Source organism: Belliella calami (assembly GCF_022549695.1).
Taxonomy (GTDB): domain Bacteria; phylum Bacteroidota; class Bacteroidia; order Cytophagales; family Cyclobacteriaceae; genus Belliella; species Belliella calami.
In genome coordinates, this window is record NZ_JAKZGS010000002.1 from 234,173 (window position 1) to 259,611 (window position 25,439).

Here is a 25,439-nt window from a genome sequence, read left to right on the forward strand (position 1 = left end):
TATGTTCAATATCTATGAGTATCTAATATCAATTAATATCGGATCTATGCTAAATCAGGCTTTTTTTTAGTTAGTGGCTAAGTTCCGTATATCCGTAAATGAAACACTCTCTTATTCAAAGTCAATTGCCTGGTAGTATTTTTTCATTTTGGTTTGAAATTTTATTGTCAAAGGTAATGTTAGGATAAATTTATTTTTTATTCCAGTCAAACGTTTGCATAATTAAAAAAACAGCCAAAATTGTCAGGCCAAAAACTGAAAACCTACTAAAAAAAATAATAAACCATTGAATCCGTACCTGACGCATTCAATGGCCTAGATAATTATTTGTATGCAACTACAGCTTGCTTGGCAACTCCAAGACCATCAATCCCAAGCTCTACAACATCACCTTCTTTGAGATATTGTGGTGGGTTTAAGCCTAGGCCAACACCCGACGGTGTACCTGTAGAAATCACATCACCTGGCAGCAATGTCATATACTGACTGATGTAACTGATCAAATGTGGGATTTTGAATACCAAATCTGAAGTATTGCTATCCTGCATCATTTTATCATTTACTTTTAACCAAAGCCTAAGATTATCTGGATTTGGTAACTCTTCAGGCGTAACCAAATATGGTCCTATCGGTGCAAAAGTATCCGAACTCTTACCCTTCACCCACTGTCCGCCATGATTCAGTTGAAAATCCCTCTCACTCACATCGTTGTGCAAAGTATATCCAGCAATATGATCAGCAGCATTTGACTCATCTACATAGCTAGCCTTTTTGCCAATTACTACTGCCAATTCAACTTCCCAATCGGTCTTAACAGAGTTTCTTGGAATTATTATCTCATCAAAAGGACCACATAGTGAAGAGGAAGCTTTCATAAACAAAACCGGAGACTCAGGCAAATCCATTCCACTTTCTTTCGCATGCAAGGAATAATTCAATCCTACACAGATAATTTTCGATGGGCGGGCGATAGGGCTTCCCAACCTAATGTTTTCATCAACTTTTGGCAAGCCAGCTTCATTACTTTCTAGCCAGGTTTTTAGACGATTGACTCCGTCTTTCCCAAAAAATGCTTCATTCCAATCTTCTCCAAAAGCCGAACAATCCAGCCTTTCGCCATTTTTATTTTCTATTCCTGGACGCTCCTGTCCTTCTTTTCCAAATCTTATTAATTTCATATTTCAAATTGATGGTGTTTATCCGCTTTCGCAGTAATGATAACATTTAATAATGTATTTGCATTAAATTATTCAGCAACTGGCAATAAGTGACGCTTGGCAGTCGAAGCTTTTCTGCAAGATAAAATTCTTCAAAAGGATTATCCACTTTCGGGCACAAAATCAATCAAAAGATTGTAAGATGACCTATTTCAAGTGTTCTTGAATATGGGTTGTTGTCTGATGAAGTTCCACCACAAACAATGCCTTTTTTTACCTAAAGTGCAACATCGTGGAGAACTAAACCCTTCAATTTCCATCAAATATCATTGCAGATAATTATTTTAATTTTTTATACTTACGAAACCTCCATCTACAGGAAAGTTTGTACCGGTAATAAATGCGGCTTGATCCGAACAGATAAAGTATGCGGCTTCAGCAACTTCATCTGGTGTCCCCATCCGGCCAATCGGTTGGGTTTTGGCCAATTTGTCATAAACTTCTTTTTCTTTACCAGGGTAATTTTTTGCCAAAAAATCATCTACAAAAGGAGTATGGATACGGGCAGGAGATAAACAATTGCACCGAATGCCTTCATTCACATAATCACAAGCAATCGAATAGGTCATAGAAAGAACAGCCCCTTTGGTCATCGAATACGCAAACCTGTCAGGAATTCCCACCGAAGACACAATGGAGGCCATGTTCAAAACAACTCCACCACGCCCCTTCATCCCAGGAATTACAGTTTTGGTACAATTGAATATACCTTTAACATTGATATTGAACAGTCTATCAAAATCTGCAGTAGATGTCTTCTCTATATTTCCGACATGGGAGACCCCCGCATTATTGATCAAAACATCAATTGGCTCTATTATTTTTGCAAAAACTTCATTTACCTTATCTTGATCACTTACATCGCAGGTCAAAAAATCAACATGCCCATATGTCTTTTTTAAGTCTTCCAATACACTTTGACCCAAATCTATGTTTACATCTATCATATAAACATTTGCTCCCTTAGACAAGAATTTTTTTGTAATAGCAAGACCAATCCCGCTTGCTCCACCAGTCACAACTACTGTTTTACCTTTCATAGTTTATTGTTTAGATTTTGAATTCCAACAGGAACTTTTATTACAGCCATTATTTTCTATAAATGAAATATTTTGTTTTACAATGAACCAATCATGGCATAAAGAACAATTACTTCGTGATTCGAATCTTCTTGCAAGCATGCCAAGTTAATCCAATGATCCTCATCTTGCTTTTCTATAGTGCTTTAGGATACAAATGATTCACTAGCTTGTTTAAGTACATTTCTAAATTTGTGTAATGTGAATGAAGATCATTTTCATTGGCGTCAGAAGGATCCCTTGGGTCAAGACCATTTTCCACTTCCCAAAGGTCTGGCATACCGTCTTGATCTGTGTCTATCATTACTTCTCCTTTTTTTAAGATTGGCCATGAACCAACATCATTTTGCGAATCTATGATTCCATCAGAATTTTTTCCTATACCTTCCTTCAACCAAATACGAACGATACAATCAAAAGAGGTAAGTAGGGTCTATTATTCATGATTTGTCAATTTATTTTTTTTGGGACAAAGGATTTGACCAAATTTGTTGCACAATAGTTGCACATATGCAATGCAACATTCTAGTATTTGAGCAATCGATTGCATATTTATAAAGGTTTCTTCAAAATAAAAAAAATAATACAAGTTATTTTTTCAAATACATCATTAACGATGTTTTTTAGAGTATTGGTAAAATATTATTTGGAAATAGCAGAAACTTAGGTCACTTAAACTTTTATGCAAAAAATTTGATTTTTTGAAATATTATGTGGTAGTTTGCGCAAACGATTACACTAACCATACTATGCACACTTTTATAGAAACAAGATACTCAAATCACCCTGGAGATGTCAAGCAATATGACACTTCAAGACTAAGAGAACATTTCCTAATGGAAAATCTTTTCGTCAAAGATCAAATCAATGGGGTTTACACCTTGAATGATAGACTGATTGTAGGTGGTATTCATCCTTCATCAAAATCCATTAATTTGGAGACGGTTGATCAGTTGAAAGCACAATTTTTCTTGGAAAGAAGAGAAATAGGAATCATCAACGTAGGCCCTACTACTTCTATAGATGTGGACGGAACTACCTATGAACTCGCAAACAAAGAAGCATTATACATAGGTCAAGGAGCTAAAGACGTTGTCTTTCATCCTTTAAATTCTGGAGACACATTCCTTTATTTCAATTCTGCACCTGCACATCATGCTTACCCAACCAAAAAAGTTGGCAAGGACGATGCTGAAGTTGTCACACTTGGATCTTTAGAAAACTCAAATCACAGAACGATCTACAAATTATTGGTAAACTCTGTAGTCCCTACTTGTCAGCTACAAATGGGAATGACAGAATTGAAACCAGGATCTGTATGGAATACCATGCCAGCACATACACATGACAGGAGAATGGAAGCCTATTTCTATTTTGACTTAGAAGCTGACCAAGCTGTATGTCACTACATGGGACAGCCTGAAGAGACGAGACATATCTGGATGAAAAACCATCAGGCGATCATCTCTCCACCATGGTCTATTCACAGTGGAGCAGGAACCTCAAATTACACATTTATTTGGGGTATGGCCGGTGAGAACTTGGATTATGGTGATATGGATATTGTAGCACCAACGAACTTAAAATGAAAAACCTATTCAACCTAGAGGGAAAAGTTGCTTTAATCACCGGAGCAACCCATGGACTGGGAATGGCTATGGCCAAGGCTTTGGCACAACACGGTGCCACCTTGGTCATAAATGGCCATACGCCATCAAAAATGGAACTGGCAATCGAAGAGTATAAAAAAGAGGGAATTACTGCCCATGGATATCTTTTTGATGTCACTGATGCTGCAAAAGTTGCGGAGAACATTGAAAAAATCGAAGCTGAAGTTGGTCCAATAGATATATTGATCAATAATGCCGGAATGATCATGCGTGTACCTGCCTTAGACATGGATCCTTCTGATTTCAGAAAAGTCATTGATGTGGATTTGGTATCACCATTTATCCTTTCCCAAGCGGTAGGAAGATCCATGGTCAAAAGAGGTGGTGGAAAAATCATCAACATCTGCTCCATGATGAGTGAATTGGGAAGAGATACGGTAAGTGCTTATGCTGCCGCAAAAGGTGGACTGAAAATGCTAACCAAGAATCTCGCAACAGAATGGGCAAAATACAATATCCAAGTGAATGGTATAGGGCCAGGTTACTTTGCTACAGAACAAACAGCACCTATTCGTGTAGATGGTCACCCATTCAACGACTGGATAGTAAGTAGGACACCTGCCGGAAAATGGGGTGATCCTGATGATTTGGCTGGAGCAGTAGTTTTCCTATCAAGCAAAGCAAGTGACTTTGTAAATGGCCAAATCCTCTATGTAGATGGAGGAATTCTTGCGACTATAGGCAAGCCAAGAGAGTAATATATGAAAAAAGGCAAGGCAACAATTCATGATATCGCTGAAAAGCTGAATATCACAGCTTCCACGGTATCTAGAGCGCTAAATGACAATCCCAGAATTTCTGAAAACACGAAAAAGCTGGTTTTGAAGATGGCAAAACAGCTGAATTATCAGCCAAATCACATCGCTTCTGCCTTGAGGAGTGGAAAAAGTAAGTTGATAGGCGTATTGGTGCCTACTGCAAACAGAAACTTTTTCTCCTCTGTAGTAAGGGGAATAGAGGATATAGCGAATGAGCTTGATTACAAGGTGATCATCTCGCAATCTTATGAAGACTCTGAAAAAGAAATCCAAAACATCGAAGCGCTCCTGAATGCACGAGTAGATGGAATTATCGCCTCCATTGGAAAAAACACCGAGAATTTTGATCATTTCCAAAAAGTATTGGACAAAGGAATACCACTGGTACTTTTCGATAGGATCACCAATCAACTTGACGTAAGCCAAGTAGTAATCGATGATTACCAAGGCGCCTATGACACTACCAAACATTTGATTGAAGTGGGCTGTAAAAGAATTGCACATTTTACTTCACCGAAGAAAATAAATATTTACAAAGAACGACTTCGTGGTTATGAGGACGCTTTGAAGGATTTTGGCATTCCATTCGATCCCGAGCTGATCGAAGAAAGCAACATGCAGCTAGAAGATGGCAGAACCTCTATGGAAAACCTCATCAACAAAGGGATTGTATTCGATGCTGTTTTTTCTTCCTCAGATTACGCTGTTATGGGTGCAATGCAGGTACTTAGGGAACATAAAATCACCGTACCTGATCAAGTAAAGCTTGCAGGCTTTGGGAATGAACCATTTACGTCATTTACTGCCCCTCCTATCACAACTGTTGACCAAAAAAGTATTCCGATGGGAAGAGTGACAGCCGAGACTTTCTTTGAGTTGCTGAAGTTGGATGGCAAGAAAGGAAACAATCAAAAAACAGTGCTCAAACCTGAATTGATCATTAGAGAATCTACCCAAAAAAGTAATTAAAACCTATACATAACCATCAATCAAAATGATTTCAGCAACTGCAAACCAAAGCAAGTTTCTTTCAGAAGACTTTCTTCTAAAAAGTGATTTTGCCAAAATGCTTTACCATGATTTTGCTGCTAAGCTTCCTATAATCGATTACCATTGTCACTTGTCCCCACAGGATATTGCGACTAATCGAAAATTCAATACCATCTCAGAAGTTTGGCTCGCAGGGGATCATTATAAATGGAGAGCAATGAGAACCCTTGGAATTAATGAAAAATTCATAACAGGGAAAGCTTCTGATGAAGAAAAATTCCAAAAATGGGCAGAAACTGTTCCATACACTCTGAGAAACCCGCTTTATCATTGGACTCATTTGGAACTTCAGCGATACTTTGGAATCAATGACTTGCTATCAGCAGATTCTGGAAAAGTTATCTATCAGGAAACCTCCTCTCTCCTTCAAAGTCCAGACTTTCACACCCAAGGTTTGCTCAAAAAGATGAATGTAGAATTGGTATGCTCTACAGACGATCCGATTGATTCTTTGGAGTTTCACAAGATCGCAGCAACTAGCAGTCCTGATACAAAACTTTTGCCTACATTCAGACCTGACAAAGTCTATGCAGTAGAAAGTAGCACACAATACAAAGCTTACATCGAAAAGCTTGCTACGGCATCAAGTATAGAAATCAAAAACTATGACGACTTGGTTTCTGCTCTCAAAAACAGAATCAATTACTTTGCAGAAAACGGCGGAAGTCTTTCAGATCATGGTCTTGAGCAATTGTATTTCTTTGAGCTTGGAGCTTTGGATATTCATGCCATCTATTTGAAAGTGAATGATGGAAATGAGCTTTCTCAAGAAGAAATCCAGTATTTCAAATTCCATACTTTATATGAACTGTGCAAAATGTACCATGCCAAAGGCTGGACACAGCAGTTCCATTTGGGAGCATTGAGAAATACAAATAAAAGAATGCTTGCGACGCTTGGTCCAGACACGGGATTTGACTCGATTGGGGATTTTTCTCAAGCAAGGGCTATGGCGAGCTTCCTTAACCTACTCGACAGTACAGACCAATTGTCCAAAACCATTCTTTATAACCTGAACCCATCTGACAACGAAGTATTGGCGACAATGGTCGGTAACTTCAATGATGGATCTGTAAAAGGAAAAGTACAATTTGGATCAGCTTGGTGGTTTTTGGATCAAAAAGATGGAATGGAAAAACAAATCAATGCATTGTCCAATATGGGATTGTTGAGCTGTTTTGTGGGAATGCTGACAGATTCGAGAAGTTTCCTTTCGTTTCCTAGACATGAATATTTCAGAAGGATTCTTTGTAACCTGATCGGTCAAGATGTCGAGAATGGCGAGCTACCTGCAGATGAGGCTTGGTTAGGGAAAATAGTGTCTGACATATCTTACCACAATGCAAAGGAATATTTCAAATTTTAATCATACACATCCAAATGAAATCACTGAATAGGACTAATGTAAGTGTAGAAAAAAAGCCAATCAAAGTTCTTCAATTTGGCGAAGGCAATTTCCTGAGGGGATTTGTGGATTGGATGATTGAAGAAATGAATGAAAAAGCAGGTTTCAATGGAGATGTGCAAATCATTCAGCCTCTTGCACAAGGTTTGGGCCAAATGCTTAATGATCAGGATGGCCTTTTTCATGTAAAACTGCAGGGGTTACAAAATGGAGCCACAGTAGATCAAACAAAATTGATCACATGTGTTCAAGGTGTCACAAACCCTTTTGAGGATTATCCTGCTTACTTGGAATTGGGCAAAAATCCTGATTTGAAATTTGTGATTTCAAATACCACTGAGGCGGGTATTGCATTTGACGAAAATGACAATGAAATAGACCAATTATCCAACACTTTTCCCGGTAAATTGGCAGCACTTCTATACACGAGATTCAAGCATTTCGAAGGCAACGCTGACAAAGGGCTCGTTGTGATCCCTTGTGAACTGATAGATAAAAACGGCGAGCAACTGAAAGCTGCATTGTTGAAATATGCAAAGCTTTGGAAATTGTCATCTGAGTTTGTGGGTTGGATGGAGAAAAACTGCACATTTTGCAACACATTGGTCGATAGGATTGTACCAGGATTCCCGAAAGACACCATCAAAGAAATTCAACAAGAATTGGATTTTGAGGACAATTTGGTCGTAATGGCAGAGCCATTTCACCTTTGGGTAATCGAAGGCTCTGAAGATTTGGAAGAGATTTTTCCTGGACCAAAAGCAGGACTTCAAGTGAAATTCGTCAAAGATCAGTCACCATACAGAACCAGAAAAGTCAGAATCCTCAACGGTGCACATACTGCTTTGGTACCTGTTGCATATTTGGCTGGCTTGAGAACTGTCAGAGAGTCTGTTGAAGACGAAGTAATCGGAGAATACATCCGAGAGACCATATACAATGAAATCATGCCAACTTTGGACCTTTCTGAAGATGAATTGAGCCAATTTGCTGCTGATGTTTTAGATAGATTTAGAAATCCATTTATCAAACATGAATTAAGCTCTATTGCTTTGAATTCAATTTCCAAGTTCAAAGTAAGGGTTTTGCCAAGTCTTCTAGAATACAAATCGAGGAAAGGCACTTGGCCCAAAAACCTTATCAGATCCTTTGGAGCATTGATTCAATTCTACAAAGGAGAGTCCAGTGGAGAGAAAATCCCAGTTCAGGATGATCCTGCCATCATGGCTTTCTTTACAGATCAGTGGAGCAATTCAGACCTTGATATGATTGTCACAAACACGCTTGCCAAAGTGGAATTCTGGGGAGAAAATTTGAACAATCATGAAGGATTAGCGGAGGCCATAGTAGCTTCAATAGAGACCATGGCAAGCAATAACTAACATATTTGTAATTTATTTGGGTTATTTACAGAAAACAGAAGGTTCTATGAATCTTCTGTTTTTTTTTTGTCAAAACCCCTTCTTTTTGATCTTTAATTTTTGGTATCGACTCATTTGATTTCAATAACAAAAGGATCAATTTACAATCCAAAAACAGGGTTAAAGAGTATTTTCTAAACATTGGTAAAGGAACAAGAAATTTAATTACTTTTGCGGCATGATAAATTCAACTGATCAAATAAAACCAGCTCTTCTGGCACGCTCTCAAGAAATCTTGAGGGATCAGATTAAAGATATTCAAGAGCAATTAAAGAATTTGCAGCAGTCATCTGAGATAGAAGAAAAAAGCTCAGCTGGAGACAAATATGAAACCCATCAAGAAGTACTAAACCAAAACAGAGACTTACTCCAAAAAAGACTTTCTTCGACAAAAATGATGTTGAATCAAATCAATGCTGTACCTGTGAAGCCAATAGCTACAGTAGAAGAAGGTTCACTTCTTGAAGTACCGATGGGAAAAGTTTGGGTATCAGTACCAATGGGGAAAGTTAACCTAGACGGAGTTGATTATCTTTTAGTTTCAAAAGAATCTCCCTTGATATCAGCACTTTGGGGCTTGAAAGAAGGTGAAGAAGGAGAATTTAGAGGAAGTAAAGTGAAGATTGAAAAAATATCATGATCTGTTATTAGAGACCAAACATAAACATTCGAAAACAAGCGTTTTAAGTACGTAAAATTGATAAAAATACCCAAACCCAGTCGGTTTGGGTATTTTTATTTTAAAAAAGGAAGGATTACAAAATGAGATTTTATCTAATTGAAATACATTAATTTAGATATGATATTTTTTCTCTAAAAACCACCAAATTGATTTTGTTGAATATTTTTTGATTCTGAGTAATAAATACATTTATTAATAGAATAAGTCTATAAATAGCAAAGAGACTTACTTGTTTACAAAATACATTAAACAAAACATAAAATTATGAAATGCTTTTTTCTATGGTTTTCCAGCGAAAAAAGCATCAAATAAACATGCGATTTGGTCTAGGCTAAATCATTGGAAAAAGACGTACATGCATCAAAATTTCGTCTATGGAAAAAATCTACCGAATCATTATATTCATCTTATTTCTTTATCCTACTATCTTACAGGCGCAAGATGATAATGTACCGACTCAATTATCACCTAATATTAATAGTACCAACGATTGTCGAAGGGTAGCAGAATATGCTGTTCGGGGTGGTACACCTCCATATACTTATATTTGGACTTTAGAAGGCAACGTTGTCCAAATAGATGAAAATCTTAGCGCACTTGATGTCAGTATTTTATCTCAAGCACAAAGTGGAACCTATACAGTAAATGTATTCGATTCACAGGGTTTAACAAGACCACCAGCATTTTTCACATTTAGTGAGTCTTCTAATTTTATATTAAATATTGAAATAAATGAAGACCAAGAATGTAATGGTTTAACCTCTGGATCTATAACTGGTGAAATTAGAAATGGAATTGCTCCATTTAATATCACGATTTTTAATGATTTAAATCAAATTATTACTCAACAACAATTAATTGGACGAAATATAAATCTAAATGGTTACGCTTCTGGAACTTACATAATTGAAGTTGAAGATGCTTTAGGTTGCGTAGAAGTAACCGAAATAGAAATTGAAGAATTGGACCAACTCGAATTCGAAGAAGGTCCTGGACTTGGTGCTTTCCCCGTGACTTGTGATGACAATGGTAGCATTGCATTTAATGTTCGAAACAATGAAGGGCAAATCAGTTTTAGAATCAGAAGGACTTCAGGTCAATTGATAAACAACTGGACTGTAGCTCCAAATGGTGAAATCAGATATGATGGTCTTCCTGTGGGTGATTACATATTGGAAATCATCGATGATTTTCGTCTGGAAAATTGTCCAGAAACATTACCTTTTTCAATTGTAGATGAATCTTTGTTAACTTATAGCTTTGATCCAACAAGGATTACTTGTTTTGGAGAAAGCGATGGAAGCCTGAGGTTAGATATTGAAAGGCAATTCTTGGGTTTCAGCTTCCCTCCTAATGAAGTAATTGTGTCAATCACAAACAGTTCAGGAATCACTGTAATTTCCAATCAACCCGTTCCAGTTGGAGCTGATTCTGGAGTAGGGATTTTCGATAATCTTCCGGCAGGCAATTATACAATATCCATTACCCATGGAGGTGCTAATTACCCAGAGTGTATCCAAGAATTTCCATTTGAAATTGAAGGACCTGAGGAAGCTCTTACAGCGAGCATTACCCCAGGTAAAGTGACATGTTTTGGTGAAAACAATGGAACTGCAACAATGGAAATCACAGGAGGTTATGGTTTCTATACTTACTTATGGAACGATGGAGCCACTTCCAGAAATAGAACAAACCTTAGCCCTGGAAATTATCAGGTTACTGTCACAGATGCTGGTGGCTGCGAAGTCAACTTGAATGTAGAGATTGAAGGTCCTCCTGCACCTATCACAGCTGATATAGTCGAACTCAATGGCTTGACTTGTGTAGGATCAAATGATGGCAGGGCACAAATTTCAAATATAGCTGGCGGATATGGTGACTACACCATCACTTGGAACATCAACAATCAAAACACCGAAATAGCAACCGACCTACCTGCCGGCATGGTCAGTGTCACAGTAACCGATTCCGGTGGTTGTTCAGAGACATTCTATGTCAATATATCTGTTCCACCTGCTCCAGTGGTAACTGTAAGTGAAGAAATGGTTTCCTGTTTTGGAGGTGATGATGGAAATGCAAGAATCCAAATTTCGGGAACGGACACTTATACAGTCACATTAGCAGGACAAACACTTATAGGGGATGAAGTTTATTTTACAAATTTAGAAGCAGGATCATATACAGCTACCATTCAATATGGAACCAATTGCAATATTACGGTTCCTGTAGTAATTGAAACTCCTCCAAGAATAATAATCAATACTTCCAACAGTGTTATTAATAACATCTCTTGCTTTGGAGAAAATGATGGGAGTATCTCAGGAATCACAGCCTCTGGAGGTACTGGAATATTAGAAGTCCAATGGCAAAAATTCGATTCTAATGATTTTGTAGATATCTCAGGAGAAACTTCTTTTGACATCTCTGATTTAGAGCCTGGAGCCTACAAAATTATTGTTACAGATGAAAATGGTTGTTTTGAAGAATCAACTTTTAATATTATTGAGCCTGCAGTTTTAGAAGTCACCTCTCCGATAGTTACTGATGTTACCTGTTTTGGAATCTCAAATGGCTCGGTATCATTTGTGATTTCCGGAGGTAGTGCCCCCTATTCCTACTCGTTGAATGGCGGTGCATTTACTACAACTTCCAACGGAAATATTATCATCAACAATCTACCAGCAAATACTGGTAATGAGATTGAAATTAGGGATGCAAGTGGATGCGAAGTTCAGTCTTTAACTTTTGATATCAATTCCCTACCGCCTATTCTTATTGAAGAAATTGCCATAAATCAAGAAACTTGCTTCAACATATCCGACGGATCTATTGAAATTTCAGTTAGTGGTGGTTCAGAAAACTTAAGAGTAGAATGGTATCGAGCTGGTGATTTCTCTACAATCCTATCTACAAATGAAACACTCCCCGGAGTTGGATCAGGACAATATACTGTCAGGGTACTTGATAATCTTCACAACTTTTGTTTTGCTCAACAAACTTTTACGGTAAATCCTGTTCAAGAAATAAATCTTGCATTGAGTGGCTCTCCCGTGAATATTCTTTGCTTTGGTGAGGAAACAGGAGCGATCAATATCACTGCATCAGGAGGAACTGGTTCATTGACTTATCTATGGCAAGGACCAAATGGGTTCACTTCAGACCAACAAAATATCAGTGGCATACCTGCAGGAAGCTATAGAGTAAGGGTAACAGATGAAAATGGTTGTTCCAAAGAAATTGTAGATGTTTTGATTTCGCAACCGCTCTCAGGAATAGAAGTAAATGTAATCTCCAAAACTTCACCTACCTGTTTTGATGCAGAAAATGGTGAAATCCAAGTGCAGGTATTTGGTGGAAATCCCGCATACAACATTTCATGGGAGAAGGAGAATCTATCTGGAGTATTTGAGAATTTCCCTGGAACAGGACTTTCATTGACAGGTATTTCTGCTGGAAGGTATAGAATTTCAGTTCAAGACAACAATGGTTGTAATGTTCAGGAAATTATTGAATTGACAGCTCCAGATGAAATTTCGATTTCACTTCTGGCATTATCCAATGTGACATGTTTTGGCAGAAATGATGGTTTTATAAATATTGAAGTAACTGGAGGTACTGCTCCATATTTTTATCAATGGGATCATGGTTTCATCAATAAAAACCCAACAAATCTAAGTGCTGGTACATATGGAGTAACTGTGACAGATGCTAGAGGTTGTGTGGCTAGATTGGATGATTTAATCATCAGTCAGCCTGATCCGATTGCAATCAACTTGATTGAAAATCTAGCTCCAACCTGTGATTTTGAAGATGGAAGAATAGAAGTCGAATTTGAAGGTGGTGATGCTTCATTTGGCAATCAATGGTACAGACTACCTGAGAATACGCTAATTGCGGAAAATACAGAAGTGGTAGACAATCTAAGGCCTGGAGCTTACAGAATTGACTATGGAAATAGTGCTACCTGTCAGATTTCCAGGATAATTGTTGTGGCTGGTCCATTGGCAAAACTTGACCTAATCGTAAGTGCCCAAAACCCAACATGTGACAATAGCAATGGAATAATTGCCATTTCTGCTATCGGAGGAACACCTGGGTATTCATATTTTGTAGAACTAAATGGACAATTTGAAGAATTGACCACTAACATCATTTCGAATCTAGATCAAGGGGAATATCAGATAAAAGTAATAGACAGCAGCGGATGTGAGGTTACAAAAACTGTCACAATCAGCAATCCAAATCCACCAATTTTCGATGTCGGCAAAATTCAAGATGTTTCTTGTTTTGAAGGAAATGATGGTGCCATTGATTTTGATTTTGCGGGAAACATTTCTGAAATCAATTATCAGTGGTATAAGAGAGAGTTGTCTGGTACTAATTCCCCGATAGATGTTTCAGATCTCGACAACCTCTTTGCAGGGACTTATTTTGTGAGGTTTATTTATGACAATGGATGTACGCTGGATTCTGATGACATTGTCATCGAAGAACCTGAAGAGATTATTATCACATCTTCTGTTGTTCAACTGATTTGTCCTGATGATTTGGGTTCATTTGCGTTGACTATTTCGGGTGGTTCAGCTGGAAAAACCATCAGCATAACTTCGTCAAATGGTTATTCAAATAGCTTGACGGACTACATCACTGGTACTTTAAATTTCGACAATCTTGCTCCGGGAATATATAATTGGAAAGTGGAAGATGTAGGTTGCGGAGAGTCAGATGGTTCTTTTGAAATTCGCGAAATCACAAGACCTGACTTTGAATTTACCAAAACTGATGTTACATGTTTCGGTGAAAACAATGGTAGTTTTTCGATTATCAATCAAACAGTTGAATCAGGAAGAACTTATTCAGTATTTGTAAATGGAGCCAATAGAGGTATCCAAACAAATTTCAACAATCTTCCAAATGGTATTTATGCTGTACAACTAGTGGACAATTTTGGGTGCGAATCTATTCCACAAATTATCGAAATCAATCAGCCTGCTAGGCCTCTTGAGATAGTCAATCTAATGATGGCAGATGCAAGTTGCTTCGAAGGTGAAGATGGAAGTGTTTCTTTTGAAATAACTGGTGGAACCGCTCCATATTCATATACTTTGACAAGTCCAAACGGATTCAATGTCAACGCTTCAAACATCTCAGCAAATGAAATTAATACTTATAACAATTTACCAGCTGGAAATTTTGTCTTGGAAGTTCTTGATGCAAATGGAAATTGTCAAACTATCTCCAATTTTAACATTCAAGAACCGGCTGAACTAATTTTAAATGTTCAAACAGGAACTATAGCTTGTCCTGATGAGACGACATTTATAGCACTTTCATTGACAGGTGGAACTAACCCCTATACTTATACCTGGGAATATTTGGATGCAGGTTCGAATAATTGGATACTCCTTCCTGAAACCTCAAATAGAATTGAAGATATACCAGCCGGAACGTACAGATATACAGCTACCGATGCGAACCAATGTGAAGTATATTCAGAGGAAATTGAGATTGAAAATGCTGCACCTATTATTCTTGACTTTGATGTTGACGATATACTTTGTTTTGGTGGAAGCACGACTGTTTCATTAAGTGCAGCAAGACCAAACAGCACAAACTTCACCTTCTTTGTCAATGGAAATCAAATATTCGGAAATAGCTTCGTTGCGATTGCAGGGGATTATCAAGTTTATGCCATTGACAATGTATTCGGATGTATTTCAGATGAAATCGTGATTTCGGTAAATCAACCCGCCTCTCCTCTTGAGATTGACATTTATGAAAGTAAAAACTTAAGCTGTTTCGAATCAAGTGATGGGGCTATTTCTTTGGCAATTAAAGGAGGAACAGCGCCATACACTATCAGCTTTGAAGGAGCTACTTTTACAGCCAACGAGGGTGAAGTTGTATCATTCAATAATCTTCTCGCTAACATCAATTACTCCTTCCTTGTGGAAGATGATAATGGTTGTATTCTTAATATACCTCCTACTATCTTATCCCAACCATTCCCACTTGTTGTAAATTCAACATTCACTCCTATCCAATGTTTTGATGGAGAAGGTGCTATTTCTGTTCAGGCTACAGGCGGTCGAGCTCCTTATACAATCACTTGGACTTATTCTGAAGATGGAATCAACGAAGTTGAATTGACGCAATTCAATGATCAATTCAATGTTTCAGGGTTAAAAGCAGGATCCTACACTTACAATGTCACTGATGCCGGTGGGTGTCCAGCTATTTCTGAAACAATCGTTTTGGATCAGCCTTCAATGGTAATGTTGGAAGCCGAAGCTCTTCCAGTTAGCTGTTACCAAGGAAATGACGGAAGTGTCACATTTACACCATCAGGTGGACCAAACAGCAATTATCAAATCTATTTCAATGGCTTATTGGTCAACGGAAATACAGTTTCGGGATTGTCAGCAGGCACATATACTGCTTTTGCAATGAATGGATCTTGTATTTCTGAAACCATCACCGTGGTAGTCGATCAGCCTACTGAAGCTTTGCAAGTTTCATTAACCTATCCAAATCAAGTCCTTTGTTTTGATGATGTTTCAGACCTTGTGCTCAATGTGCGTGGAGGAAATGGAGATTATCAACTCAACATCAATGGTGAAACAATCGCAATTGATACAAATGGAAATTTGACTGTTGAAAATCTTGCTCCTGGGATTTATGAATTGGAAGTAACTGATGCAAAAGGCTGTATTTGGAATGAGGTAATCACAATCCAGAATGTTGCCGAACTTGAAATAGTTGAAAACTCTTTGGAAAATGTAAGCTGTCACGACGGATCTGATGGATCGATCTCAGTGAATGCGCTCGGAGGAACTCCTGATTATACTTTTACATGGCTCAATGCCAACAATCAAATTATCGGAAATAGCAATTCTATCAATGGCCTTTCTCCAGGGTTCTATACCATGATTGTAAGAGACGAAAATAACTGTGAGGTTTCTCGGGAATTCGAAATATTGAATACAACACCAGTTGATATCAATCTGGAAAATGTAGTACATGTAAGTTGCAATGGTTCTCAAAATGGAAGTTTCACAGTATCTGCCCAAGGTGGGTCAGCTGATTATACTCTTTTTGTAAACAATGTCAGCTACCCTTCCCTTACTGCTACCGGATTGGCTGCTGGGAATTACACTGCCTTCGTGGAAGATTCCAATGGCTGTAGATCTCCAGAAATAGAAGTCGAAATCACACAGCCTGACTTGTTGGTTTTGGATTTGACAACTACCGATATCTCTTGTTTTGGGATAAATGACGGAACAGCTTCCTTGAATATCACAGGTGGCACAGCTCCTTATACCGTGAGATGGTCTGATGGAAATACCACCCTTGATCGCACAAACTTGATAGCTGGAAATTACGAAGTGGTAGTAATCGATGCCAATGGATGTCTGCAAAGGGAAAACATCATCATCAACCAAGCCACTCCTATCAATGCTACTGGAAGTATTCTGCCTGTCAGCTGTTTTGGTGGAAATGATGGAGAGATCACTTTAAACATCAGCGGCGGCAGTGGCAACTATGATATTGTATGGAAAAATGTCCAAAGCAATCAGATTATTGGAAATGGCATTTCAATCTCGGGACTTTCAGCTGGAGAATATATAGCTGAAATCACCGATGACAAGGGATGTGAAATCTCAAGACAATTTATCATCAACCAACCATTTGAAGGATTGTCTTCCACTTCATTTATATCCAATATAAGATGTGCTGGCGAGACAAATGGTAGAATAGACCTTATAGTATCAGGAGGTACTGCACCCTATTCATACCAATGGTCATCAGGGGAAAACACTAGATCAATATCCAATAAAACAGGTGGTACCTATGAAGTCGAAATCACAGATGCAAAAGGCTGTGTTCTCATTGAATCATTTGAAATCGAAGAACCCTTGCCAATTACTATCACCCTAGAAGATCTAGGCAATGTGACTTGTAAGTTTGGAAGTGATGGTTTTATTCAACTTAACATTTCTGGAGGTACCGGAAACTATAGAGTACAGTGGAGTAATGGACAGGTTGGCGAAAGGATTGAGAACCTTACAGCTGGAATTTACAGTGTATTTGTATTTGATGACAATACATGTTTTGCAAGCGAAACATTCTTCGTCTCAGAACCGACCGATGAATTGAGTGCAGTAGCTGAAAGCAGCACAGAATTATGTAGCCCTGATGATGTCATAGAAGTATTCTTAAATGTAAATGGAGGTACTGCACCATATACCTACTTGTGGTCCAATGGGGCAACTACCCAGAACTTGAGTGATATTCAATCTGGTTTTTATTCTGTATTGGTAACAGATGTCAATGGATGTACAGTGGAGACAGACATTCAAGTAGATGATGCAGCGCCATCACTACAACTTTCTCTCGAAGGTACAACTGCAATTTGCGCTTCTGGTGGCTTGGCAGAAGTCACAGCCAACGTGACTGGTGGCACAGCCCCATATACTTACAGCTGGTCAACAGGCTCCACTAACCCTACATTGTCAAGTGTAGTAGAAGGAATCTATACGCTGACTGTGACTGATGCTGCAGGATGCTCTATTGTTGAAGAAATAGAAATTTTCCCTCCTCTGAACTTAGCCGTGAACTTAGAAAATATTCAAGGTGTGAGCTGTTTTGGAAATAATGATGGGATGATAGAAATAGCTGTTTCAGGTGGTCTTGCACCTTTTGAGATCACTTGGAGCAATGGATTGAGAAATCAACTGAGAGCCACAAATTTGGCTGCAGGAAATTACACTGTCACAATCAGCGATGCCTCAGGATGTAATACAACCGCTACTTACAACATTCGGGAGCCTGAAATTTTGACCTTCCAAGAGAATGTAGAAAATGTAAGTTGTGCAGGTGCTGAAGATGGATCAATAACGCTGAATGTACAAGGTGGTACAGCTCCATACAATTATACCTGGTCAAATGGATTCAATGGCAGAAGCCCTAGAAATCTATCCCCAGGAATGTATTCAGTAATAATAACGGATAGAAATGGATGTACAACAAGAGGAAGCTTTGGAATATCCGAGCCATTGCCACTAGCTATTCAAAGTGATCACTCTGAGGAGTTGTTGTGCCATGGAGATGCTACTGGATTCATCAACCTTAATATTTCTGGTGGAATTCAACCTTATAGAATTGTTTGGAATGATGCACCAGAAATAGAAAGTCTAAACAGATCTAACCTTCCAGCAGGCAGCTATAAAGTAATGGTAATCGATGACAATGGATGTACGATTGAAAGAGATTTTGAAATTAATGAACCTGATCAACTTGTAGTCAGACTTCTTACAGGATTTGATGTCAATTGCGAAGATAAAATCCTAACCGGTAAAGCTTGGCTGGAAATCGAGGGTGGAAGCGGCCAATATGAAATCACATGGAACAATGGATCCAGGAACACTATGGAAACGGATTTCTTTGATGATGGAGAGATTTCGGTAATTGTTTCAGATATCAATTCATGTGCAGTAGAAGTTGCTGAATTGGTAGAAATGCCATTGGTATTCAGCGAATCTGATTTTAACTATACGATTATTTCTGTTGGAGTGGAAGGGGAAATTTTGGTCAATGATCCTGTACGATTCAATGACAGAACACTGGGGAATGTAATTGCTTGGGAATGGAATTTTGGAGATGGCAATTCAAGCACAGAACAAAACCCAATCCATACATACACGTCCACTGGAAATTACAAAGTGACCTTGAGAACCTTTGATATCTACGGTTGTATTTCAGAAAAGTCCATTGACATTACAGTGGCTGCTTCCTATAAAATAATGATCCCAAATGCATTTTCTCCAAATGGTGATGGCATCAATGACACTTTCTTCCCAAAGATGAGAGGAATAGAAGAGTTTGAATTCTATGTTTTCAACAAATGGGGAGAATTGATTTACTCTAATGAAGAGAACCAAAACGAAGGTTGGGACGGAACATTAAGAGGAAGAAAAAGTCCAAATGGAAACTATGTGTACAAGATTGTCTTTGTGGCAGAAGACGGTGAAAAGGGTTCGCAAACCGGAGTATTTACATTAATAAATTAACTTGAGTCTAACCATAGAAATAGATATGAAAAAATATGTACTTCTGATATTTGCATTTGCTTTCTGTCAATTGCTTGAAGGCCAAGATATGCAATATACCCAATTTTATTCTGCCCCAGTATATTTGAATCCAGCATTTACTGGAGCATCTGAACTGACAAGAGTTGGGGTGAACTATAGAAATCAATGGCCTGGTTTGGATCATTCCTTCAATTCATATTCCGCTTATATTGACCATTATATGTTTGATATCAATTCTGGTGTAGGATTAATCGTCAATTCCACCAGAGAAAGTAAATCCAATCTCAGCACCAATGAACTCGGAGTGACTTATTCTTATCGATTAAAACTTGGGTTCAATTCATTTCTTCGAGTTGGTGGACAAGTGAGTTATGTTTTGAGAGATGCATTTTTTGGAAATCTAGTCTTCGGAAATCAGCTAGACATCAATACAGGAATCATTGGAAATGACAGCGGAGAAATGCTCTCCAATGACTACAAACATTCTTTTTTGGATTATAATTTTGGGCTTCTTTTCAATTCTGAAAATATCTGGTTTGGGGTTTCTGGACATCATTTATCACAACCAAACACTTCATTTATAGACGGAAATATCAGCAAACTTCCTTTGCGGCTGTCTTCTCACGGTGGTATAAAATTTGACCTTGGAGAAGGATTTATCAATAACTATTTCAACAATTCCCGTCAGGAAAGAGCTGCAATGTTTGCCTTTAATTACAAACACCAAGATCCTTTCAATCAACTGGATATAGGAACCCAGGTATTTATTCAGCCCTTGGTTTTGGGAGTTTGGTATAGAGGATTTCCTGTAAAATATTCCTTACCAAACAATGAATCTATCGCTGGATTGATTGGTATCACTTTGGAAAGTGGACTTGATATAGGTTATAGTTATGATTTTACTTTGTCAAAAATGGCAAACATGCAATCTGGTGGAGCTCATGAGATTTCTATTCGCTATTCATTTCTCTATGGGGATCCAAACCAAAGGAACAGACGAAGCACAATCATGCCGTGTTTTAGGTTCTAATCACAGATTAAAATATGTACTTATGGTCAATCCACTATTATGTTGGTAATGGTCTAGTCCATTAATCTTTCTTCCAAATTTTGCCATTTGGTAAAAATATCCTCCTTCACAACGGAAAAACTCGTTTACTTTGTACCCAACGAGGAGTCCAAACCTATTTTGGTCAAACAAATCGTTCTCAACATTTTTCCCAAATCCCAGAAGAATTTCATTGTAGGTAGCCAAATATATAGACTTGTTTTCATGATAGGTCTTTATCGGGTGCTGAATACGAATCATATACCTTATTCGGTTAGTAAATTCAAATCCGTCGATTTTTTTAGATGTAACATGGTCGTATTGTCCAATCCACCTTTGATCCAACATCAGTCTATGTGTAAGTTCCAGTTCAGAAAAAGAATGCTCCAGTTCTAGCATTTGATAAACCCTATACTCTGGGAATTCTTTACCAAATTCTTGCACTGGAATCTGACCATAATCATACGTGTCCGAATAAACGAAACCTAATCTAAAAGTAAGGTTTTCTAGAAATTTATAATTCACACCAATGTTTCCAACTTGCTGTTTTGAATCCGTGATTATATGATCTCTTCTCCATTGATATTCGCCATAAAGACTCCACTCATTAGAAAGTTTTACTTCTAGGTATGTAGCATACCACCCAACATGGTTGTGTTCATGGCTATTCCTCTCTTGTGCTTTTGAAATTTTGGTATCAAAAAACACTATCAACAATGTCATTAAGCATAATCTCCTCAAACCATTAATTCCTTCATTTCTAAATCTTTATTGTCATTCAATATTAGTAGAATGTACAATATTCGCTCCAGCGTTCTTCATTTCGATCATTGCTTTAGCAAAATCATTCTCATATATATTCACAGCTCTTGTAGCATCCAATATCAAATGTGTCTTGAAACCTTCAGACAACCCATCCAATACGGTAAATTTCACACAATAATCTTCTGCTAATCCACATACAAACACCTCCTCTATGCCATTGTTTTTCAGAAACTTACTCAAACCTGTATCTCCCTTATTGTTGTTGTCAAAAAATCCGGAGTACGAATCAACCAATGGGTTCGTTCCTTTTTGAAAAACAGCTTTCCATTTTTCTGTCATTAAATCTTTATGAAACTCGGCTCCTAATGATCCTTGTACACAATGTGTTGGCCAGAGAATTTGGTTCACCCCATTTAGTATAATAAATTCCCCGACTTCTTTTCCTGAATGGTTTGCAGCAAAGCTTCCATGATCCTCAGGATGCCAATCTTGGGTAGCAACGACAAAGTCAAACTTCTCTTGTATTTGATTGATAATAGGAATGATTTGGTCCCCTTCCTTTACTGCCAAAGCTCCACCTGGCAAAAAATCATTCTGAACGTCTACAATAATTAATGCTTTCATATTTTTAGATTTATTTTCCTATTGTCGTTATTTGAGTGTCTCCTGAAATTAATTGTAGTGGCATTTCCTGAATTTGGGGTTTTATTTCCCTGCTTTGTTCTTTCGAAGCCAATTATAATCTAGGTATGTTGATCATTGGGATGAAGTAATATACTTTTCGAAAGTGTTAAATTAAATCATTATTCCATAAAAAGAGACTTTAACATATCAATATGAGCTTTTTTTTATAAGCAACTTAAAAAAAATTGAAATACTCCATCTTTTTTTCTTTAACAAATTTCAAATAAGGGTACTCGGAATGAAAATTGAACTGTTTGAATAAAAAATAATACAAACCAAATATAATCACCATGCTATACATCAATAACAAACCCACTGGAATTTTACCACTTTTGGATTTCGCAAAAAAGAATGATGGCGACGTAGATAAAAGATCAAATAGGGACACACCTGGAGAATCCGAAGGTGCAAGACCGCCAAAAAAAGACGAGTACAAAAATAGTGAAGGCAAGAAAAAAAAGAATTCTCCAGAAGGTAGAGATCAAGAGGTAGATAATGAGGAGAAGGATAAAAACAAAAAGAAGTAAAACTATAAATGATAGAAATTAGAATCATATTTTTTATTTTAGGGACATTTTTTGGGATAGATAATAGTAATATACTCTCAGAGTCTGTTCAAGTAGAGATCGATCCCGAAAGTAAAACCGTAATTGTCTATCATAAAGGTTTATACACATTCATCAAGGACGAGGAGGAAATAATAATCGTATTGCAGGAATTGGAAATATTGAGGAATCTAAATCAAGTAATTCATACAGAAGAAATCCAAAGTAATGGTCAGGATACATATGATTGGATTGAGTTGGAGTTGATGTCAAACAAAGACGATGAAAAGCTAGATGCAAAACTTCAACTCAAATATAAAGATGATGAATTTTTAGAAAGTATGGGAATAAGCTATTCTGTGAAAGATAAAGCATATACAATGATAAACTTCGAATCAGACAACATTCAGTCAAGTGTAGGTGAATTGAATGGAAATCGGTGGTATTTTAAGGAAAAACTAATATTTACAATCGAGCCTTTTGAAATAGAACCAAACATTGAAGTAGTCAAAAAAGAGAATCTATTTCAATATTGGGAAAAAGTAAAACCTTGATTAAGAAAGGCGAGATGCGAGACATGAGATGTGAGATATGAGACGTGAGACACAAGATTTGAGACTTTAGATTTGAGACTTGAGATTTGAGATTTGACACAAAGAGTCATGCCCAGAAAGGGCACTTGATTTAAGCATCGGGTCTATGACCCGATGTTAAAAAGGGAGGCAGGTGATTGTTTGCCCTGACAGGGCAATTGAATAGCTATAGAGAATAAAGAGAAATCAATAAAAAAAGTTCTAAGTAAAATCAGGTCGCGACATAAACTAGTGACCTTTGAATCAAAAGAAACTTCCTAGGCCTTAAAACTTACCAAAAGATTTATTTTCAAACAAACAACCATTTGGTAGGTATTGAATATTTTTATATTGTACAAAATTTAATTTTAAACAATATTAAAATGAACACTTCACCTTTTCAAAAATTCATGAGAATATTGCTTGGCTTGTTGATGGTACTGGCTGGAATTGGTCATTTGACATTCCAAAGAGAGGAGTTCCATGAAAAAAATCTAACCAGTCTGCTGAAAAATGATGAGTATCCGCAAATTAGAATGCCTCAAGTAAACTAAAGTGCAGCATTGCGGATACTCTTTTTATTAAAATTCAACTTTCACATCATATAACTTTTTGTGCAAACTTTTTAGCGCAGCTATATCGAATTTGATTACTTTTCGGTCGTAAGTCATCAAGCCATTTACTTCTATTTCCACATCGGTAGTTTGTGTATAAACAGCTGCAGACAAGCCTCTTTGAATCAAAGGAATCATTGATTCCATCAATTCTTTGTATTTTTCTTGAAGTTCTGCCTTGGTTTTAAAACTTTGGTAACCCCAATTATCCTTTTCCTGCCAAGTGTATCCTTCTACCGGTAACCCCAAGCCCCCAAATTCACCGAGAACAATTACTTGCTCTTTTCCATAAATCTCAGGTTCTGGCATTACTGCATTTGGATAATTGTGCAGGTCAATTATATCTCCCGTGATTTTTGTACCTTCCATTTCGAAGTTTCCTCCACTTGCACTGTTTACCAATCTGGATGGATCGTATTCCATTGTCCATTCTGTAATTTCTTTGGTTTTGAACTGACCCCAAGCTTCGTTGAAAGGAACCCAAACTACGATAGATTGAAAATGACTCAATCCATCAATAATTGCTTTCCATTCTTTTTTGAAAATATCCTCAGATTCTTTTGTCCTGACTTTGTCTGTACCGTGCCCAAAAATCCCAGGTCTTGATTCCCAATTATTACCATGGTCACCATTGGGCATATCTTGCCATACAAGCAAACCTAGCCGATCTGTGTGATAGTACCACCTTGCAGGTTCTACTTTCACGTGCTTTCTGATCATATTGAATCCCATTTCCTTAGTCTTCTCTATATCAAAAAGCATAGCAGCTTCTGATGGTGCAGTGTAAAGTCCATCTGGCCACCAGCCTTGGTCTAGGGGTCCATATTGAAACAAAAACTCATTGTTGAGCATCATTCTTTCTATTCCATTCTGGTCTTTTTGGACACTTATTTTTCTAAGTGCTGAATAACTTTTTACTTGATCCAACACTTTTTTTCCTGATCTGAGGCTGATAGTAACATCATACAAGAAAGGATCGCTGGGAGACCATACTTTTGGATTATCAATGGTGATTAAGCCATTTTCATTTGCCTTGAACGCTGACTTAGCCACTTCTTTCCCATTTGATGAGAAAATCACCTCTAGGGTATGATCCTTATCTGATTTATTGACTTTGGCAGATACTCTGAATGCTCCTTGGTCAAAATCAGGCTGTAATTGCACTTCAGTTAGGTAGCTTGTTGGTACTGATTCGAGCCAGACACTTTGCCAAATTCCAGTGACAGGGGTGTACCAAATACTGTGAGGCTTCTTCACTTGCTTTCCTCTTGGCTGAGGACCATCATCTGATGGATCCCAAACCCGAACTGTAAGTTCCTGACTGCTTCCGGATTTCAGAAAATCAGTAATATCATAGGAAAATGAATCGAAACCTCCCTGGTGGATGCCGACTTTTTGACCATTGACAAAAACTTCTGATTCCCAATCTACGGCTCCAAAATGAAGCAAAACCCTTCCTTTTCTCATATTTTTATCCAAATCAATCGTTTTCCTGTACCACAGCTCCTGATCTTTCCCTACATTTTTCCCAACACCTGACAAGCTTGATTCTACAGCAAATGGCACTTTGATCTTACCTTGATACTGACTAGGCACAGTCGTTCCTTTTGCCAAAATTGCATAATCCCATTCTCCGTTGAGATTGACCCAGTCTGGCCTTTCCATCTGTGGACGGGGATAATAATCATGGTTCAAACCATCTGATTCTTCAGCCCATGCGCTTTGAATAACTGGCTTTGGCAGTTCTTGCGCATTGATTTGCATGCTAAAGCCAAGTCCTAAAACCAAAGCAAAAGTCTTTGTTAGAATTGTTCTCTTTTTCCTTTTAAACATAATTA

17 protein-coding genes are annotated in these 25,439 nt (G+C 37.7%); 11 read left to right on the top strand and 6 right to left on the bottom strand.

Annotated features, from left to right (window positions below; genetic code table 11):
• Positions 1-323: 323 nt before the first annotated feature.
• The 3 genes from MM236_RS03320 to MM236_RS03330 all read right to left on the bottom strand — a co-directional run bounded on the left by MM236_RS03320 (position 324) and on the right by MM236_RS03330 (position 2,690).
• Positions 324-1,178, bottom strand: coding sequence for a fumarylacetoacetate hydrolase family protein (locus tag MM236_RS03320; protein ID WP_241273509.1), 855 nt, complete (start codon positions 1,176-1,178; stop codon positions 324-326).
• Positions 1,179-1,501: 323 nt separating this feature from the next.
• Positions 1,502-2,257, bottom strand: coding sequence for an SDR family NAD(P)-dependent oxidoreductase (locus MM236_RS03325; protein WP_241273510.1), 756 nt, complete (start codon positions 2,255-2,257; stop codon positions 1,502-1,504).
• A 175-nt stretch (positions 2,258-2,432) separates the two neighbouring features.
• Positions 2,433-2,690, bottom strand: a complete 258-nt coding sequence (locus tag MM236_RS03330) for a hypothetical protein (protein WP_241273511.1) — start codon at positions 2,688-2,690, stop codon at positions 2,433-2,435.
• Between the two features lie 355 nt (positions 2,691-3,045).
• On the opposite strand from MM236_RS03330, the gene kduI reads away from it, so the two are divergent.
• From kduI to MM236_RS03370, 8 genes are all read left to right on the top strand, one after another.
• On the top strand, positions 3,046-3,885 hold the full coding sequence (kduI, locus tag MM236_RS03335) for a 5-dehydro-4-deoxy-D-glucuronate isomerase (protein WP_241273512.1): 840 nt from the start codon (positions 3,046-3,048) through the stop codon (positions 3,883-3,885).
• Positions 3,882-4,664 (top strand): gluconate 5-dehydrogenase, encoded by a 783-nt coding sequence (locus MM236_RS03340; RefSeq protein WP_241273513.1) that lies wholly within the window; start codon positions 3,882-3,884, stop codon positions 4,662-4,664. The genes kduI and MM236_RS03340 overlap by 4 nt, the downstream gene beginning before the upstream one ends.
• A 3-nt stretch (positions 4,665-4,667) precedes the next feature.
• The gene (locus MM236_RS03345; RefSeq protein WP_241273514.1) at positions 4,668-5,693 is read left to right on the top strand and encodes a LacI family DNA-binding transcriptional regulator; all 1,026 of its coding nucleotides are present in this window, start codon (positions 4,668-4,670) and stop codon (positions 5,691-5,693) included.
• A gap of 25 nt (positions 5,694-5,718) precedes the next feature.
• Positions 5,719-7,140, top strand: coding sequence for a glucuronate isomerase (uxaC, locus tag MM236_RS03350; RefSeq protein WP_241273515.1), 1,422 nt, complete (start codon positions 5,719-5,721; stop codon positions 7,138-7,140).
• A 14-nt stretch (positions 7,141-7,154) separates the two neighbouring features.
• Positions 7,155-8,561 (top strand): tagaturonate reductase, encoded by a 1,407-nt coding sequence (locus tag MM236_RS03355; protein WP_241273516.1) that lies wholly within the window; start codon positions 7,155-7,157, stop codon positions 8,559-8,561.
• Between the two features lie 217 nt (positions 8,562-8,778).
• On the top strand, positions 8,779-9,240 hold the full coding sequence (locus tag MM236_RS03360) for a hypothetical protein (RefSeq protein WP_241273517.1): 462 nt from the start codon (positions 8,779-8,781) through the stop codon (positions 9,238-9,240).
• A 416-nt stretch (positions 9,241-9,656) separates the two neighbouring features.
• Positions 9,657-19,352 (top strand): T9SS type B sorting domain-containing protein, encoded by a 9,696-nt coding sequence (locus MM236_RS03365; RefSeq protein WP_241273518.1) that lies wholly within the window; start codon positions 9,657-9,659, stop codon positions 19,350-19,352.
• Positions 19,353-19,377: 25 nt separating this feature from the next.
• Entirely contained in the window at positions 19,378-20,403 is a 1,026-nt protein-coding gene (locus MM236_RS03370; protein ID WP_241273519.1) for a PorP/SprF family type IX secretion system membrane protein, read from the top strand.
• On the opposite strand, the gene MM236_RS03375 is transcribed toward MM236_RS03370, so the two are convergent.
• Both MM236_RS03375 and pncA read right to left on the bottom strand, forming a co-directional pair.
• Entirely contained in the window at positions 20,404-21,144 is a 741-nt protein-coding gene (locus MM236_RS03375) for a DUF2490 domain-containing protein (RefSeq protein ID WP_241273520.1), read from the bottom strand.
• 51 nt (positions 21,145-21,195) lie between these two features.
• Positions 21,196-21,810 carry a bifunctional nicotinamidase/pyrazinamidase gene (gene pncA / locus MM236_RS03380; RefSeq protein WP_241273521.1) on the bottom strand — a complete coding sequence of 205 codons (615 nt, stop codon included), beginning with the start codon at positions 21,808-21,810 and terminating at the stop codon, positions 21,196-21,198.
• Between the two features lie 350 nt (positions 21,811-22,160).
• On the opposite strand from pncA, the gene MM236_RS03385 reads away from it, so the two are divergent.
• From MM236_RS03385 to MM236_RS03395, 3 genes are all read left to right on the top strand, one after another.
• The gene (locus tag MM236_RS03385) at positions 22,161-22,397 is read left to right on the top strand and encodes a hypothetical protein (protein WP_241273522.1); all 237 of its coding nucleotides are present in this window, start codon (positions 22,161-22,163) and stop codon (positions 22,395-22,397) included.
• A gap of 8 nt (positions 22,398-22,405) precedes the next feature.
• The gene (locus MM236_RS03390) at positions 22,406-22,969 is read left to right on the top strand and encodes a hypothetical protein (RefSeq protein WP_241273523.1); all 564 of its coding nucleotides are present in this window, start codon (positions 22,406-22,408) and stop codon (positions 22,967-22,969) included.
• 401 nt (positions 22,970-23,370) lie between these two features.
• Positions 23,371-23,541: a hypothetical protein gene (locus tag MM236_RS03395; protein WP_241273524.1), complete on the top strand. Its 171-nt coding sequence runs from the start codon at positions 23,371-23,373 to the stop codon at positions 23,539-23,541.
• A gap of 27 nt (positions 23,542-23,568) precedes the next feature.
• Here MM236_RS03395 and MM236_RS03400 read toward each other — a convergent pair whose 3' ends face one another.
• Positions 23,569-25,434: a glycoside hydrolase family 2 protein gene (locus MM236_RS03400; RefSeq protein ID WP_439648006.1), complete on the bottom strand. Its 1,866-nt coding sequence runs from the start codon at positions 25,432-25,434 to the stop codon at positions 23,569-23,571.
• Between the last annotated feature and the right edge of the window lie 5 nt (positions 25,435-25,439).

Excerpts from the sequence above, each read along its gene's own strand:
- MM236_RS03320 (WP_241273509.1), bottom strand. The coding sequence starts at position 1,178 with ATGAAATTAATAAGATTTGGAAAAGAAGGACAGGAGCGTCCAGGAATA.
- MM236_RS03325 (WP_241273510.1), bottom strand. The coding sequence starts at position 2,257 with ATGAAAGGTAAAACAGTAGTTGTGACTGGTGGAGCAAGCGGGATTGGT.
- kduI (WP_241273512.1), top strand. The coding sequence starts at position 3,046 with ATGCACACTTTTATAGAAACAAGATACTCAAATCACCCTGGAGATGTC.
- MM236_RS03340 (WP_241273513.1), top strand. The coding sequence starts at position 3,882 with ATGAAAAACCTATTCAACCTAGAGGGAAAAGTTGCTTTAATCACCGGA.
- MM236_RS03345 (WP_241273514.1), top strand. The coding sequence starts at position 4,668 with ATGAAAAAAGGCAAGGCAACAATTCATGATATCGCTGAAAAGCTGAAT.
- uxaC (WP_241273515.1), top strand. The coding sequence starts at position 5,719 with ATGATTTCAGCAACTGCAAACCAAAGCAAGTTTCTTTCAGAAGACTTT.
- MM236_RS03355 (WP_241273516.1), top strand. The coding sequence starts at position 7,155 with ATGAAATCACTGAATAGGACTAATGTAAGTGTAGAAAAAAAGCCAATC.
- MM236_RS03360 (WP_241273517.1), top strand. The coding sequence starts at position 8,779 with ATGATAAATTCAACTGATCAAATAAAACCAGCTCTTCTGGCACGCTCT.
- MM236_RS03365 (WP_241273518.1), top strand. The coding sequence starts at position 9,657 with ATGGAAAAAATCTACCGAATCATTATATTCATCTTATTTCTTTATCCT.
- MM236_RS03370 (WP_241273519.1), top strand. The coding sequence starts at position 19,378 with ATGAAAAAATATGTACTTCTGATATTTGCATTTGCTTTCTGTCAATTG.
- MM236_RS03375 (WP_241273520.1), bottom strand. The coding sequence starts at position 21,144 with ATGACATTGTTGATAGTGTTTTTTGATACCAAAATTTCAAAAGCACAA.
- pncA (WP_241273521.1), bottom strand. The coding sequence starts at position 21,810 with ATGAAAGCATTAATTATTGTAGACGTTCAGAATGATTTTTTGCCAGGT.
- MM236_RS03385 (WP_241273522.1), top strand. The coding sequence starts at position 22,161 with ATGCTATACATCAATAACAAACCCACTGGAATTTTACCACTTTTGGAT.
- MM236_RS03390 (WP_241273523.1), top strand. The coding sequence starts at position 22,406 with ATGATAGAAATTAGAATCATATTTTTTATTTTAGGGACATTTTTTGGG.
- MM236_RS03395 (WP_241273524.1), top strand. The coding sequence starts at position 23,371 with ATGAACACTTCACCTTTTCAAAAATTCATGAGAATATTGCTTGGCTTG.
- MM236_RS03400 (WP_439648006.1), bottom strand. The coding sequence starts at position 25,434 with ATGTTTAAAAGGAAAAAGAGAACAATTCTAACAAAGACTTTTGCTTTG.